The sequence below is a fragment of the Paraburkholderia aromaticivorans genome (assembly GCF_012689525.1).
Classification (GTDB): domain Bacteria; phylum Pseudomonadota; class Gammaproteobacteria; order Burkholderiales; family Burkholderiaceae; genus Paraburkholderia; species Paraburkholderia aromaticivorans_A.
In genome coordinates this window covers 2,775,150-2,789,052 of the sequence record NZ_CP051515.1, presented here as the reverse complement: position 1 = coordinate 2,789,052, position 13,903 = coordinate 2,775,150, and the positions used below count along the sequence as shown (strand labels likewise).

At 61.1% G+C, this 13,903-nt stretch carries 12 protein-coding genes and 1 pseudogene; all 13 read left to right on the top strand.

Features of this window, described 5'->3' with window-relative positions; translation table 11 throughout:
• The first annotated feature begins 20 nt into the window (after positions 1 to 20).
• The 13 genes and pseudogenes from HF916_RS24350 to HF916_RS24290 all read left to right on the top strand — a co-directional run bounded on the left by HF916_RS24350 (position 21) and on the right by HF916_RS24290 (position 13,869).
• A complete protein-coding gene (locus HF916_RS24350) occupies positions 21 to 1,151 on the top strand; it encodes an acyl-CoA dehydrogenase family protein (RefSeq protein WP_168791330.1) in 1,131 nt (376 codons plus the stop codon).
• A 53-nt stretch (positions 1,152 to 1,204) separates the two neighbouring features.
• Positions 1,205 to 2,221, top strand: a complete 1,017-nt coding sequence (locus HF916_RS24345) for an NAD(P)H-dependent flavin oxidoreductase (protein ID WP_168791329.1) — start codon at positions 1,205 to 1,207, stop codon at positions 2,219 to 2,221.
• Complete coding sequence (locus tag HF916_RS24340) at positions 2,218 to 2,643, top strand: PaaI family thioesterase (protein ID WP_168791328.1); 426 nt, start codon at positions 2,218 to 2,220, stop codon at positions 2,641 to 2,643. Before HF916_RS24345 ends, HF916_RS24340 begins: the two co-directional genes overlap by 4 nt.
• Positions 2,644 to 2,721: 78 nt before the next feature.
• Complete coding sequence (locus tag HF916_RS24335) at positions 2,722 to 3,471, top strand: electron transfer flavoprotein subunit beta/FixA family protein (protein WP_168791327.1); 750 nt, start codon at positions 2,722 to 2,724, stop codon at positions 3,469 to 3,471.
• Between the two features lie 31 nt (positions 3,472 to 3,502).
• Positions 3,503 to 4,438 (top strand): electron transfer flavoprotein subunit alpha/FixB family protein, encoded by a 936-nt coding sequence (locus HF916_RS24330; protein ID WP_168792136.1) that lies wholly within the window; start codon positions 3,503 to 3,505, stop codon positions 4,436 to 4,438.
• A 99-nt stretch (positions 4,439 to 4,537) separates the two neighbouring features.
• Positions 4,538 to 6,334, top strand: a complete 1,797-nt coding sequence (locus tag HF916_RS24325; protein ID WP_168791326.1) for an acyl-CoA dehydrogenase — start codon at positions 4,538 to 4,540, stop codon at positions 6,332 to 6,334.
• Between the two features lie 17 nt (positions 6,335 to 6,351).
• Complete coding sequence (locus HF916_RS24320) at positions 6,352 to 8,025, top strand: electron transfer flavoprotein-ubiquinone oxidoreductase (RefSeq protein ID WP_168791325.1); 1,674 nt, start codon at positions 6,352 to 6,354, stop codon at positions 8,023 to 8,025.
• Positions 8,026 to 8,180: 155 nt separating this feature from the next.
• Positions 8,181 to 9,038, top strand: a pseudogene (locus tag HF916_RS24315) (3-hydroxybutyryl-CoA dehydrogenase).
• 455 nt (positions 9,039 to 9,493) lie between these two features.
• Complete coding sequence (locus tag HF916_RS24310) at positions 9,494 to 9,712, top strand: hypothetical protein (protein WP_168791324.1); 219 nt, start codon at positions 9,494 to 9,496, stop codon at positions 9,710 to 9,712.
• Positions 9,690 to 10,409, top strand: coding sequence for a GntR family transcriptional regulator (locus HF916_RS24305; RefSeq protein WP_168791323.1), 720 nt, complete (start codon positions 9,690 to 9,692; stop codon positions 10,407 to 10,409). The genes HF916_RS24310 and HF916_RS24305 overlap by 23 nt, the downstream gene beginning before the upstream one ends.
• A gap of 388 nt (positions 10,410 to 10,797) precedes the next feature.
• On the top strand, positions 10,798 to 12,045 hold the full coding sequence (gene frc / locus HF916_RS24300; protein WP_168791322.1) for a formyl-CoA transferase: 1,248 nt from the start codon (positions 10,798 to 10,800) through the stop codon (positions 12,043 to 12,045).
• Between the two features lie 29 nt (positions 12,046 to 12,074).
• Entirely contained in the window at positions 12,075 to 12,893 is an 819-nt protein-coding gene (locus HF916_RS24295) for a fumarylacetoacetate hydrolase family protein (RefSeq protein ID WP_168791321.1), read from the top strand.
• Positions 12,894 to 12,957: 64 nt separating this feature from the next.
• On the top strand, positions 12,958 to 13,869 hold the full coding sequence (locus tag HF916_RS24290) for an NAD(P)(+) transhydrogenase (Re/Si-specific) subunit beta (protein ID WP_168791320.1): 912 nt from the start codon (positions 12,958 to 12,960) through the stop codon (positions 13,867 to 13,869).
• Positions 13,870 to 13,903: the final 34 nt, after the last annotated feature.

Sequence of the window (13,903 nt, the reverse complement as noted above, 5' to 3'; positions counted from 1 at the left end):
CCAACTCAGGAGAATTTTATATGCGCTCAATCTTTCGTGAAGATCATGAGATCTTTCGTGAGCAAGTCAGGCGATTCGTCGAGCGGGAGATCGTCCCGTTTCACGGCCAGTGGGAAAAAGACGGCATCGTGCCAAAGGAACTCTGGCGCAAGGCGGGCAAGGAAGGGCTGCTGTGCTGCATGATTCCCGAGGCCTATGGCGGCGGTGGCGGGGATTTCGGCCACTCGGCGGTGATCGTGGAGGAACTCGCGCGCGTGAACGCGAGCGCGGTCGGCTTCACGACCCATTCGGACATTATCGCGCCGTACATCCTCACTTACGGCACCGAAGAACAGAAGCAGCGCTGGCTGCCCAGCATGGCGCGTGGCGAGAAGATCATCGCGATCGGCATGACCGAGCCGGGCACGGGCAGCGATCTGAAAGCGGTGCGCACGACGGCGCGGCGCGAGAACGATAGCTACGTCGTCAATGGTCAGAAAACATTCATTACCAATGGCCAGAATGCCGAGCTCGTCATTATGGTGTGCAAGACGGACCCGTCTCGTGGGGCGAAAGGCATTTCGCTGATCGTGGTCGAAGAAGGCATGGAGGGATTTACCAAGGGCCGCAAGCTCGACAAGATCGGTTTGCGCGGACAGGACACCGCCGAACTCTTTTTCTCGGACGTGCGCGTGCCGGTCGAGAACCGCCTGGGCGACGAGAACGCGGGCTTCGGCTACCTGATGCATGAATTGGCACAGGAACGCCTGATCATTGCAGTGCGCGCCTGCGCTTCCATCGAGGCCATGCTCGAGCGCACGATCGCCTACACACGCGATCGCAAGATCTTCGGTCAGGCCGTGTTCGACTTCCAGAACAGCCGCTTCAAGCTTGCTCACGCGAAGGCAAAGGCGACGATGCTACGCGTATTCGTCGATGACTGTATCGCTCGTCACATGACGCGTGATCTCACGCCACTGACAGCGGCGATGGTGAAACTGAACTCGACGGAATTGCAAAACCAGCTGCTCGATGAGTTTCTACAGCTTCACGGCGGTTACGGCTATATGTCTGAGTACGTCATCGGCGGCGCGTGGGTCGATGCACGTGTGATGCGGATTTACGGCGGCACCGACGAAGTCATGAAGGAAATCATCGCCCGCGCGCTATAAGCGGCCACTGGGCTCGCCACTATTTTTCATCGGCCTCATCGCCAGAGCTATCTATGCGTCACACATTGTCTGCAGGTTTGTCGCTGCCGGTTATCGGCGCACCGATGTTTATCGTATCGGGCCCTGAACTCGTTATCGCGCAATGCCGCGCCGGCATCATCGGTTCGTTTCCCGCGCTCAATGCGCGTCAGGAAGCTGAGTTCGAGCCGTGGATCGTCAGAATCAAAGCCGCGTTGGCGGTATCCGCTGGCGAGGCGCGGGCCGTTGCGCCCGCACCGTTTGCTGTCAATCTGTGCGCCAACCGGTCGTCGAACAGAAGGCTCGAACACGATCTCGACGTATGCGCGCGACAGCAGGTGCCGATCGTCATCACCAACATGTCCAGCCCTCGCGAAATCGCCCAGACGGTCCACGGTTACGGCGGCATCGTTCTGCACGATGTGATCAACAGCGGGCATGCGGAAAAGGCGCTGCATGCAGGTGCCGATGGTCTCATCCTCGTATGTGGCGGCGCCGGCGGTCACGGCGGCACGCTCAACCCGTTCGCGTTCATCCAGGAAGTGCGAAGCTTTCACCACGGCCTGCTGATTCTCTCCGGCGGCATTTCGAATGGACGCGGCGTCTTCGCGGCACAGGCGATGGGTGTCGATCTCGCGTACATCGGTACGCGATTCATCGCCACCGAAGAGGCCGACGCGGTGCCGGCCTATAAGCAAATGATCGTCGACAGCCGCGCCGACGACATCGTTTATACGTCGTATTTCTCTGGCATCAAGGCGAACTATTTGAAGTCGAGCATATCGATCGCCGGACTGGATCCCGACAATCTGCCCGCAAGCGACCATGAAGGGCGCTACGTGGCCGGACCTGACAAGCCGAAGGCATGGAAGGACATTTGGGGCGCAGGCCAGGGCGTGGGGGCCATTCACGACGTGCCGCCCGTTGCACTTCTCGTCGCTCGCATGCGCAAGGAATACCTGGCCGCCCGCGATGAACAGCTAGCGGCATCCGGGCGTCATACGGCGGGGCAGCGCAACGGACTTGTCATCTTGAACGGGAGCACGAAATGAACGCGCCGGGATCTATCGAATCTCCTGTTCCGGCTGGCTCCGGCGGTCTGCGTGATCTGCTCAACATACGTCACGCCGATCCAATCGATGGTTGTGCCGTGCTCGAAATGACGATTCGACCCGAGCATCTCAACATCATCGGAACGCTGCATGGCGGCGTTTTGCTGACGTTGATCGACATTGCCTGCGGGCGGGCAGTCAGCTTCGACGCGAGGACGGGCGAGACGCGCCCGGTCGTCACCTTGTCGCTGGCGACGAGTTTTACAGGACAGGCGAGCGCCGGGACGGTAAAGGCCATCGGTCGCAAGCGGGCCGGCGGCAGAACCATTGCGTTTGCGAGCGCCGAAGTGTTCGACGAGCGCGGTAGCCTGATCGGATACGGTGAGGGCAATTTTCGATACGTGCCTGCGGCGATCCGCTAGGCGGATCTGAGCGCCGTTGCAGCGCGCGCCCGTCGAGTGTCTGGCGGTCCAGTTTTCTATCTGATTGAAGGGAGCGTTATGAAAGTGCTGGTGGCGGTAAAACGAGTGGTCGATTACAACGTGAAGATTCGGGCGAAATCGGACGGCACGGGTGTCGACATTGCGAACGTGAAGATGTCGATGAATCCGTTCGACGAAATCGCGGTTGAAGAAGCGGTGCGCCTGAGAGAAGCGGGCGTGGCGACGGAAGTGATCGCCGTGTCGGCGGGCACCGCGCAGTGTCAGGAAACGCTGCGCACGGCGCTGGCTATTGGTGCGGATCGGGCGGTTCTGATCGAGTCTTCTGAGGACCTGCAACCGTTGGCGGTTGCGAAGGTGTTGAAGGCGCTGGTGGATAAAGAGCAACCTTCTTTGGTCATTCTCGGCAAACAGGCCATCGACGACGATTCGAACCAGACTGGTCAGATGCTGGCTGCTTTGGCTGGTTTGCCGCAAGCGACCTTTGCTTCGAATGTTGTCGTGGCAGACGGCAAGGCTACCGTTTCGCGTGAAATCGACGGAGGCGCGGAAACGCTGTCTTTAAAGCTTCCCGCAGTTATCACGACTGACCTGCGCCTGAACGAGCCGCGCTATGTGACGCTGCCGAACATCATGAAGGCGAAGAAAAAGCCGCTGGAAGTCGTCAAGCCGGAAGACCTCGGTGTGGACGTCACGCCGCGCCTGAAGACGCTGAAGGTTGTCGAGCCGCCCAAGCGCTCCGCTGGTGTGAAGGTGCCGGATGTGAAGACGCTGGTCGAGAAGCTGAAGACCGAAGCCAAAGTGCTTTAAGTAGAACGCGGAGACAGAGCAAATGACGAATCTGGTTAATCTTGTAATAGCAGAACACGACAGTGCGTCGATCAAGGCCGCCACGCTGAACACGATTGCAGCGGCGCAGAAGATTGGCGGCGACATTCACGTGCTGGTGGCAGGGCACAACGCGCAAGCCGCGGCAGATGCAGCGGCGAAGATTGCAGGCGTGAGCAAAGTGTTGCTGGCCGACGCGCCGCAACTCGAAGCAGGCCTCGCGGAAAACATCGAAGCCACGGTGCTGAACATTGCGAAGGACTACACGCACATCCTCGCGCCGGCGACCGCGTACGGCAAGAACATCACGCCGCGTATCGCCGCGAAGCTCGACGTCGCGCAAATCAGCGACATCACGGCAGTGAATTCGGCTGATACGTTCGAGCGTCCGATCTATGCGGGTAACGCAATCGCTACCGTTCAGTCCAAAGATCCAATCAAGGTCATCACAGTCCGCACGACCGGTTTTGATGCAGTCGCAGCCGAAGGCGGCCGCGCATCGGTGGAAAAAATCGAAGCGGCCGCCGACAGCGGCATCTCGTCATTCGTGAGCCGTGAAGTGACGAAGCTGGATCGTCCGGAACTGACGTCGGCGAAGGTCATCGTCTCGGGTGGCCGCGGTCTGGGCAACGGCGAGAACTACACGAAAGTACTGGAGCCGCTAGCGGACAAACTCCAAGCCGCGCTCGGTGCATCGCGCGCGGCGGTCGACGCAGGCTTCGTGCCGAACGACTATCAAGTGGGACAAACCGGCAAGATCGTCGCGCCGCAGCTGTACATCGCAGTCGGCATCTCGGGTGCGATCCAGCATCTGGCCGGGATGAAAGACAGCAAAGTGATCGTCGCGATCAATAAAGACGAAGAAGCGCCGATCTTCAGCGTCGCCGATTACGGACTTATTGGCGATCTGTTCGGTATGGTGCCGGAGTTGGTCAGCGAACTGGGATGACGCATCAACGCCGCACGTCAGGCGTCTGGCAGCAAATGAAAGGGCGCATGGATCAAAGGTCCAGCGCCCTTTTTACACCGCAGGCAGGAGGATATTGACATGTATAACGCACCCATCAAGGACATGCTGTTCGTGATGAAGGAACTAGCGGGCTTTGACGACATCGCGGCGTTGCCTGGTTTCGAGGACGCCAGCCTCGACACGGCTCAAGCTGTTCTCGAAGAGTCCGCAAAACTGTGCGGCGAAGTGCTCGCGCCGCTGAACGTCGAAGGCGATCGCTATCCGAGTGCGTATCGGGACGGCCATGTCACGGCGACGCCGGGCTTCAGGGAAGCGTTCCGCCAGTTTGCAGCGGGCGGTTGGCAAGGCCTACAGCATCCGCTCCACTATGAAGGGCAAGGATTGCCCAAGCTGATCGCGACGCCGTGCATTGAAATGCTGCATGCTTCGAACCTGTCGTTCGCACTGTGCCCGATGCTAACCGACGGCGCAATCGAGGCGCTGCTCACAGCCGGCACCGAAGCGCAAAAGCAGGCCTATGTCCCAAAGTTGATCGCGGGCGACTGGACCGGCACGATGAACCTGACCGAGCCGCACGCCGGCTCTGATCTCGCGCTCGTGCGCACGCGCGCCGAGCCGCAGGGCGACGGTTCGTTCAAGCTGTTCGGCACGAAGATCTTCATCACGTGGGGCGAGCACGACATGGCCGAGAATATCGTGCACCTCGTGCTGGCTCGTACGCCGAACGCGCCGGAAGGCGTGAAAGGCATTTCGCTGTTCGTCGTGCCGAAGTTCCTCGTCAATGACGACGGGTCGCTCGGCGCACGCAACGACGTGCATTGCGTGTCGATCGAGCACAAGGTCGGCATCAAGGCGAGTCCGACGGCGGTGCTGCAATTCGGCGACCACGGCGGCGCCATAGGTCATCTGGTCGGCGAAGAAAATCGCGGTCTCGAATACATGTTCATCATGATGAACGCGGCGCGCTTTGCGGTCGGCATGCAGGGCGTCGCTGTGTCGGACCGCGCGTATCAGAAGGCGGTCGCCTATGCGAAGGAACGCGTGCAGAGCCGGCCCGTCGACGGTTCGGCGAAGCAGCCGGTGTCGATCATTCAACACCCCGACGTGCGCCGCATGCTCGGCACGATGCGCGCATTGACGGAAGGCTCGCGTGCGCTGGCGTATGTCGCGGCGTCGCATTGCGATATCGCGCATCGTCATCCTGACGCGGCGAAACGCGCCGAGCATCAGGCGATCTACGAATTCCTCGTACCGATTGTCAAAGGCTGGAGCACGGAACTGTCGCTCGACGTCACGAGTCTCGGCGTGCAGGTGCACGGCGGCATGGGCTTCGTCGAGGAAACGGGCGCCGCGCAGTATTACCGCGACGCGCGCATTCTGCCCATCTACGAAGGCACGACTGCGATTCAGGCTAACGACCTGATTGGCCGCAAGACCGTGCGCGACGGCGGGGCGGTCGCGAAGACGCTGCTCGCGGGCATTGCGCGGACGGTCGAAGCGCTCGGCCAGTACCAGGGCGAAAAACGCGCGGCCTTCCAGCCGATGCAGCAGCATTTGTCGCGCGGACACGATGCGCTGAAGGCGGTGGTCGAATTTGTCGTCGCGAACACGAAGAGCGATCCGAACGCGGTATTCGCGGGCAGCGTGCTGTATCTGAAGCTGGCCGGCATTGTGCTCGGCGGCTGCCAGATGGCGCGTGCGTTGCTGGCCGCGTCCCAAAAGCAGGCCGACGATCCGTCGTTCTACGGCGCGAAGATCGCCACGGCGCAGTTCTTTGCCGAGCATCTGTTGCCGCAGGCGGTGGCGCTGGAAGCGTCGATCGTAAGCGCGAAGGGCGACGCGGGCGTGCTGGCGTTGTCGGAAGAGCAGTTCTGATGGCAGGGCAAGAAATAATGAACATGTCACTTCTCATCGAGCAGTACGGCCCACGCGAGTCGATGGAATACGACGTCGTGATCGTCGGCGGCGGCCCGGCGGGACTTGCCGCAGCGATCCGCCTGAAGCAACGAGCGGCGGAGAAAGGCGTCGAGATCGGCGTGTGCGTGCTCGAAAAAGGCTCGGAAGTGGGAGCGCATATCCTGTCGGGCGCGGTGATGGACCCGCGTGCCTTGAATGAACTGATTCCGGACTGGAAGGAAAAAGGCGCGCCGCTGGCGGTGGACGTGACCGAGGACAAATTCCTGTTCCTGACCGAAACCGGTTCGAAGAGCGTGCCGACCTGGGCGTTACCGGACAATTTCAAGAATCACGGCAACTACGTGATCAGCCTCGCGAATGTCACGCGCTGGCTGGGTCAGCAGGCCGAGGCGCTGGGCGTAGAGATTTTCCCGGGCTTTCCGGCCGCTGAAGTGCTGTACAACGACGACGGCTCGGTGAAGGGCGTCGCAACCGGCAACCTCGGTATCGGCAAGGACGGCGAGCCGACCGAGAACTTCCAGCTCGGCATGGAGTTGCACGCGAAATACACGCTTTTCTGCGAAGGCGCGCGTGGGCATCTCGGCCGTCAACTGAACGATAAATTCAAGCTGCGCGAAGGCGCCGATCCGCAGGTCTACGGCATCGGCATCAAGGAACTGTGGGAAATCGATCCGTCGAAGCACAAGCCGGGTCTGGTCATGCACACGGCCGGCTGGCCGCTGGAGAAAGACACCTACGGCGGTTCGTTCCTCTATCACATGGATAACAACCAGGTGGTGGTCGGCTTCGTGGTAGGCCTCGGTTACACGAACCCGTATCTGTCGCCGTTCGAGGAATTCCAGCGCTACAAGACGCATCCCGCGATCCGCGCGATTCTCGAAGGCGGTAAACGCGTGTCGTATGGCGCGCGGGCGATCACGGCCGGTGGCCTGATGTCGCTGCCGAAGCTGGTGTTTCCGGGCGGCGCGCTGGTCGGCGACGATGCAGGCTTCCTGAACGCGTCGCGGATCAAGGGTTCGCATGCGGCGATCAAGACCGGCATGCTGGCTGCAGAAGCGGCTTTTGAAGCCGTACAGGCAGGACGCACCAGCGATGAACTGACCGCTTATCCGGAGAGCTTCAAGACCTCGTGGCTGCACACGGAACTGCACCGTGCACGCAACTTCAAGCAGTGGATGAGCAAGGGCCTGTACCTCGGCACCCTGATGGTCGGCATCGAGCAGAAGCTGCTGGGCGGCAATGTGCCATGGACGCTGCATCACCAGCATTCAGATCACGAGATGCTCAAGCCCGCATCGCAATGCAAGCCGATCACGTATCCGAAGCCGGATGGCAAGCTGACGTTCGACCGGTTGTCTTCAGTGTTCATCTCGAACACGAATCACGAAGAGAACCAGCCCGCGCATCTGACGCTGAAGGACGCAGGCGTTCCGATCGCAATCAATCTGCAAACCTATGCGGGCGCAGAAGCGCGTTTTTGTCCAGCAGGCGTCTATGAATTCGTGAAACACGAGGCAAACGAAGATCGCCTGCAAATCAACGCGCAGAACTGCGTGCACTGCAAGACCTGCGACATCAAGGATCCGACGCAGAACATCGTGTGGGTCACGCCCGAAGGCGGCGGCGGTCCGAACTATCCGAATATGTAACGTGTCGCGTGAGGCAAGCGAGCTGCAGTGGGCGTGCGCTTCCGTGAATGAAGGAGTGTCAGGTGCAAAGAGAAGTCGTCGTTGTCAGCGGTGTGCGCACCGCAATTGGAACGTTTGGCGGAAGCCTTACGTTGCGTCGCTAAACAGGAATAGCCATGACAATCAACTCCATTGGGATCATCGGCGCTGGCACGATGGGCAACGGCATCGCTCAAGTTGCGGCAGTCGCCGGGCTGGAGACGGTTTTGATCGATGTCACAGAAGAAGCGCTCGCGAAGGGTGTCGCCACATTGGCCGGCAGCCTCGAGCGGCTGGTCGCGAAGGGCAAGCTGGACGCAGCGGTGCGCGAGGCCGCTCTGTCGCGTATTGAAACTTCTACCGACTATCAACGGCTCGCGGCCGTCGATTTCGTGATCGAAGCGGCGACGGAAAACTCGGAGCTTAAAATCCGCATCCTGCGTCAGATCTAATCCGTGGTGCGGCCCGATGCAATCATCGCATCGAACACCTCGTCGATCTCGATCACGGCGCTCGGGAGTGCACTCGCCGATTCGTCGCGCTTTATCGGCATGCACTTTTTCAATCCGGTGCCGCTATTGCCGCTGGTCGAAATCATTCGCGGCGTCCAGACGAGCGCTGCCATTGTTGAAGCAGTGCGCAAGTTGACGGTGCGGCTGGACAAGTCTCCGATCGGCGTGAAGAACTCCCCGGGCTTCGTGGTGAACCGCATCCTCGTGCCGATGATCAACGAGGCGTTCTTTGTGCTGCCCGAAGGCGTTGCTACGGCTGAGGAGATCGACGCCGGGATGCGCCTCGGCGCAAATCACCCTATCGGCCCTCTGGCGCTCGCCGACCTGATCGGGTTGGACGTCTGTCTGTCGGTCCTCGATGTTTTCTTGAAGGACTTCGGCGACTCGAAGTATCGCGCCTGTCAGCTGTTGCGGGAGCTGGTAGCAGCTGGTCATCTGGGGCGCAAAACCGGTCGGGGCGTTTATCACTACGACCAACGGTGACGTCTCTGTTCGTCATGGTACAGAGGTAGCTTCGAGAATCCGGGCAGTTCGTTGCGTGGAAGGGCTGGGGCGTGAGTCGGCTACATTGGCCGGCGATAAGGAACCGACAGGGCCACTCAGCGGCGTTTAAGGCAAATGTGGCACGGCCGGCAACGGATGAACGTCAGCAAGGCGACCTGTAGCTGCTTCACCGAAGGAGTCGATCCCACAATCCGCATGCGCTTCAATTGCGCGATCATCATACGCGACTGCGCGCATAGCGCGCGTTTTGGGCGTTTACACCGGGTGTCGCGCGCTCGCGCATTGCGATAAACCACCCGGGAGCAGCCCGTGCTACCGTGAGGGAGTAGTCCTAAAAACAACATCGTCTGATATACTACATACAGAATATTGATGTTTGCGGCATTGCAGCATATGATTGAGTCATTCGTTCACTCAATCATTCGGAGTTACAAATGGAAGTTGTTCCTCTCTCGCTGCTCGCGGTTGGTGTTGTCGGTTTAGGCTCTGCCGCGACTGTGCTGTTGACTCGCTGGGTTCCGCAGCCGGTCGCGCAGCTTGCAGCGCAACATGGCCGCTTCGTCGGTCTGGGCGAGCAACGCGCGGCTGTGGCAAGACCGTATCGTGCGCATGTTCAACAAGAGGCGATGAATGTCGTCAGAACTTCGAACTGAAGCAGTGGCCACACCGTTGACGTTGTCATTGCAGCCGATCGGCGCGAGCGCGAGCTTGCGCGATCAGGCGTATGCGATGCTCCGCCAGGCCATTGCCGACGCGGACATCTACCAGAACCGTGAAGAAATCCGTCTCGACGAGCGGGTGCTGAGCGAGTCGCTCGGCGTCAGCCGCACGCCGGTGCGCGAGGCCATGACGTTGCTCGAACAGGAAGGTTTTCTGCGCATGGTGCCGCGGCGCGGCATCTATATCGTGCGCAAGAGCAAGCGTGAAATCGTCGAGATGATCCAGATGTGGGCCGCGCTCGAAAGCATGGCGGCGCGTCTTGCCACGCTGCACGCCACGGACGAGGAAATCGCCCGTCTGCGCCACATGTTCGACAACTTCCGCGACGCGACGCCGGCTGAGCACATCGCCGAGTATTCGGACGCCAACATCGCGTTTCACCAGGCGATCGTCGAGTTGTCCAAGTCGCAGATCATTCTCGACACGATCAAGAACATCTTCATCCACGTGCGCGCGATTCGCCGCATGACCATTTCGCAGAGTGACCGCGCGTCGCGCTCGATCGTCGACCATCTGCGCATTATCGAGGCGCTGGAGCAGCGCGATACCGAACTGGCCGAGCGTCTCACGCGTCAGCATTCGCTGGATCTGGCCGCGTTCGTCGAGGCGAATTGCGATTTTCTGGACTGACACGGCTGCCTGCTTAGGCGGCGTTTGATGGGCGAGTTGGACAAGAAGGGCCCGCGGTGGAGACGCCGCGGGCCTTTTTTGTTTGCGTCGAACGCAGACGGCGCGTGGCTTCACGAGCAGTGCGGGATAAACCTCGCTTGACGGTCTAAGAAATATGGTATGTGATATATCAAAAGACGCGAACCGAAATCCGGTGGCGGTGTTTCCCTCGCACCGAGCGACAGCGCCAACGTTTTTTGCCGCGAAGACAGGTCGCACAGCCAGTGCGGCGGAGAACGCACCGGAATTTGCCAGGAAATTACAAGTAGACGCCCTTTCAACAACTACGTTGCTTGTGACCAGAGTAAAGCGCTAAAGCGCAAGCCCTGGTCGACACAGGAGACAGGACATGAGCAAAGCACTCGACGGTGTGCGCATTCTCGACTTCACGCATGTGCAATCCGGGCCCACCTGCACGCAACTGCTTGCATGGTTCGGCGCGGATGTCATCAAGGTGGAGCGGGCGGGCGCGGGAGACATCACGCGTGAGCAGTTGCGTGATATTCCCGATGTGGACAGCCTCTACTTCACGATGCTCAACCACAACAAGCGTTCCGTCACGATCGATACGAAGAACCCCGAAGGCAAGCAGGTGCTTGAGGCGCTGATCCAGAAATGCGACGTGCTGGTAGAGAACTTCGCACCGGGCGCGCTGGACCGTATGGGCTTCACGTGGGAGCGGATTCAGGAGTTGAATCCGCGCATGATCGTCGCGTCGGTGAAGGGCTTCGGTCCTGGGCCGTACGAGGACTGCAAGGTCTACGAGAACGTCGCGCAATGTGCGGGCGGCGCGGCTTCGACCACCGGCTTCGACGACGGCCCGCCGGTCGTGACAGGCGCGCAGATCGGCGACAGCGGCACCGGCTTGCATCTGGCGCTCGGCATCGTCACGGCGCTCTATCAGCGCACACACAGCGGACGCGGCCAGCGCGTACTCGCCGCGATGCAGGACGGCGTGCTCAACCTGTGCCGCGTAAAGTTGCGCGACCAGCAGCGGCTCGAACGCACCGGCGTGATGAAAGAGTATCCGCAATATCCGAACGGAGAGTTCGGCGAAGCGGTGCCGCGCGCGGGCAATGCGTCGGGCGGCGGTCAGCCGGGCTGGATCCTGAAGTGCAAGGGCTGGGAAACGGACCCCAACGCCTATATCTACTTCATCACGCAGGCGCCGGTGTGGGCGAAGATCTGCAACGTGATCGGCAAGGAAGAGTGGGCCACGGATCCCGATTACGCGACGCCCGCCGCGCGTTTGCCGCACCTGAAGGACATCTTCGCCGAGATCGAGCGCTGGACCATGACGAAGTCCAAGTTCGAGGCCATGCAGATTCTGAACAAGTACGACATTCCGTGCGGCCCGATTCTGTCGATGAAGGAAATCGCCGAAGAACCGTCACTGCGCAAAACCGGCACGATTGTCGAAGTGGATCATCCGACTCGCGGCAAGTATCTGACGGTTGGCAATCCTATCAAACTGTCCGACAGTCCGACCGAGGTCACGCGCTCGCCGTTGCTGGGTGAGCACACCGACGAAGTCATGGCCGAACTGGGCTATTCGCCTGAGCAGGTCAGTGCATTGCGCACTGCCGGCGCGATCTAGGCCCAATCCAGGTAAACAGGGAGCGACGTATGGATACATGGATGCGGTTCATGTCGAGCGACGGCGGCGTCGTGTTCGGCCGTGTGGAAGGTGGCTATCTGCACGAGTATGAAGGTCTGGAACACCCGGTGCCGACCGGCGCCGTGCTGTCGACGCGCGCGCTGACGCCGCTCGCGCCGTGCGCGCCCGGCAAGGTCGTCGCGCTGTGGAACAATTATCACGCGCTGGCGGCGAAGCTCGACAAACCGGTGCCTGCACACCCGCTTTTTCTGTTGAAGCCCGCGGGTTCGGTGATCGGCTCGGGTGAGCCGATCAGGCGGCCGCTCAGCTATGCGGGCAAGATCGTCTACGAAGGCGAACTCGGCATTGTGATCGGACGGCGCTGCCGCGATGCGAGTGTCGAAGAGGCGGCCGAAGCGATTTTCGGCTACACGCTCGTCAACGACGTCACCGCTGCCGATCTGTTGAACGAGAATCCGCACTTTCCGCAATGGTGCCGCGCGAAGGGCTTCGACACGTTCTGCTGTATCGGACCGGCGATCGTCTCCGGTTTCGACTGGCAGCAAGCGCGTCTTGTCACGATGCTCGATGGCGTGGAGCGGCAGAACTATCCGCTCGCCGACATGGTTTTCTCGCCCGCCGAGCAGGTGAGTCTGATCTCGCAGGATCTCACGCTCGAGCCGGGCGATGTGATCGCGTGCGGCACGTCGGTCGGCGTCGGTTCGATCAAGGATGGCGCGACAGTAACGGTCACGGTCGACGGAATCGGCACGCTGAGCAATACCTTGAGCGCCGCGCGCGCGGGCGCCGCAGCGGGCGCGGAGCCGGTCGTGGCGGGCGCTGTCTGAACGGTTGACCGATTGCGCGATCCGTTAGGATCGCGCCCAAGCATTCCGGTACGGAGGAGCACGCATGCCGCTAGCGTATGACAGTACCGTCTGGTGTTCGCTGGCAGTGGTGTTTGCTTCGGTGTTGGCCGTTGCGCTTGCCGCAGTCGGGCAACTGTCGCTCGAACGGCGAGCGAAGCGCCGTCCTGACTGGCACGCCGGGGCCTTGGCCGCCGCGCTCGCGGGCCTTTTCGCAGCCGGCATGGGCGCGAGCGACGGCGTGGTCGGCGCCGCGGTGGCGGGCGCGGTGCTCGGCGCGTCGCTGGTGCGCCGGCGCAACTTGACGCGGCGCCCGCGCCTCGTTGCGCTGTTGGGCAGCAGCATGGGGCTCGCTGTCATGTCGGGCGGCTTCGCGCGTTATCTGTCGTCGGCGGCGCAGGCGACTGTCGAGCGCGTCGAACTCTATGCCGCCGTGTTCATCGGCGCGTTGATCTTTGCCACCTCGGCCATTGCGTTCTGCAAACTGCGCGGTGCGTTGCAACTCGGCGTGGTGGCGCGTCCGGGGCACGGCATCGTCAACCTGTTTGCGTTAGTGCTATGTGGTTGGCTCGGCTATGGATTCGTGACGGAACCGGCGCAGCCATTCGGACTCGCCGCGCTCCTCGCGATGAGCGCGCTGGCTTGTGCGATGGGCGTGCATCTCATGCTCAGTCGCGAGTATTCCGACAGCCACGAGCATGGTCACGATTCAAGCGCGCTCGCCTTTGCCGCACGTTGCCATAGCCTGACGATAGGCAAGCACGGGCTGTTGGCGCGAATCGAATGGCGCGGTGGGGAAGAGCAGGCCTGGATGCTGCGCGACGTAACAACAGACTGCGTGCGCACGGCGGCCTACCCGTATCGTCGAAACGGCGGCAATGGCGGGAGTGCTCAAGTGCGGCAACGTGCGTGCGACCGGCACCGGCCCGCTCGCGCTACAACACGGCGCACGCTATGAGTGCACGCAACTTCAGGCGTGCACGTAGTATGAC

Excerpts from the sequence above, each read along its gene's own strand:
- HF916_RS24350 (WP_168791330.1), top strand. The coding sequence starts at position 21 with ATGCGCTCAATCTTTCGTGAAGATCATGAGATCTTTCGTGAGCAAGTC.
- HF916_RS24345 (WP_168791329.1), top strand. The coding sequence starts at position 1,205 with ATGCGTCACACATTGTCTGCAGGTTTGTCGCTGCCGGTTATCGGCGCA.
- HF916_RS24340 (WP_168791328.1), top strand. The coding sequence starts at position 2,218 with ATGAACGCGCCGGGATCTATCGAATCTCCTGTTCCGGCTGGCTCCGGC.
- HF916_RS24335 (WP_168791327.1), top strand. The coding sequence starts at position 2,722 with ATGAAAGTGCTGGTGGCGGTAAAACGAGTGGTCGATTACAACGTGAAG.
- HF916_RS24325 (WP_168791326.1), top strand. The coding sequence starts at position 4,538 with ATGTATAACGCACCCATCAAGGACATGCTGTTCGTGATGAAGGAACTA.
- HF916_RS24320 (WP_168791325.1), top strand. The coding sequence starts at position 6,352 with ATGAACATGTCACTTCTCATCGAGCAGTACGGCCCACGCGAGTCGATG.
- HF916_RS24310 (WP_168791324.1), top strand. The coding sequence starts at position 9,494 with ATGGAAGTTGTTCCTCTCTCGCTGCTCGCGGTTGGTGTTGTCGGTTTA.
- HF916_RS24305 (WP_168791323.1), top strand. The coding sequence starts at position 9,690 with ATGTCGTCAGAACTTCGAACTGAAGCAGTGGCCACACCGTTGACGTTG.
- frc (WP_168791322.1), top strand. The coding sequence starts at position 10,798 with ATGAGCAAAGCACTCGACGGTGTGCGCATTCTCGACTTCACGCATGTG.
- HF916_RS24295 (WP_168791321.1), top strand. The coding sequence starts at position 12,075 with ATGGATACATGGATGCGGTTCATGTCGAGCGACGGCGGCGTCGTGTTC.
- HF916_RS24290 (WP_168791320.1), top strand. The coding sequence starts at position 12,958 with ATGCCGCTAGCGTATGACAGTACCGTCTGGTGTTCGCTGGCAGTGGTG.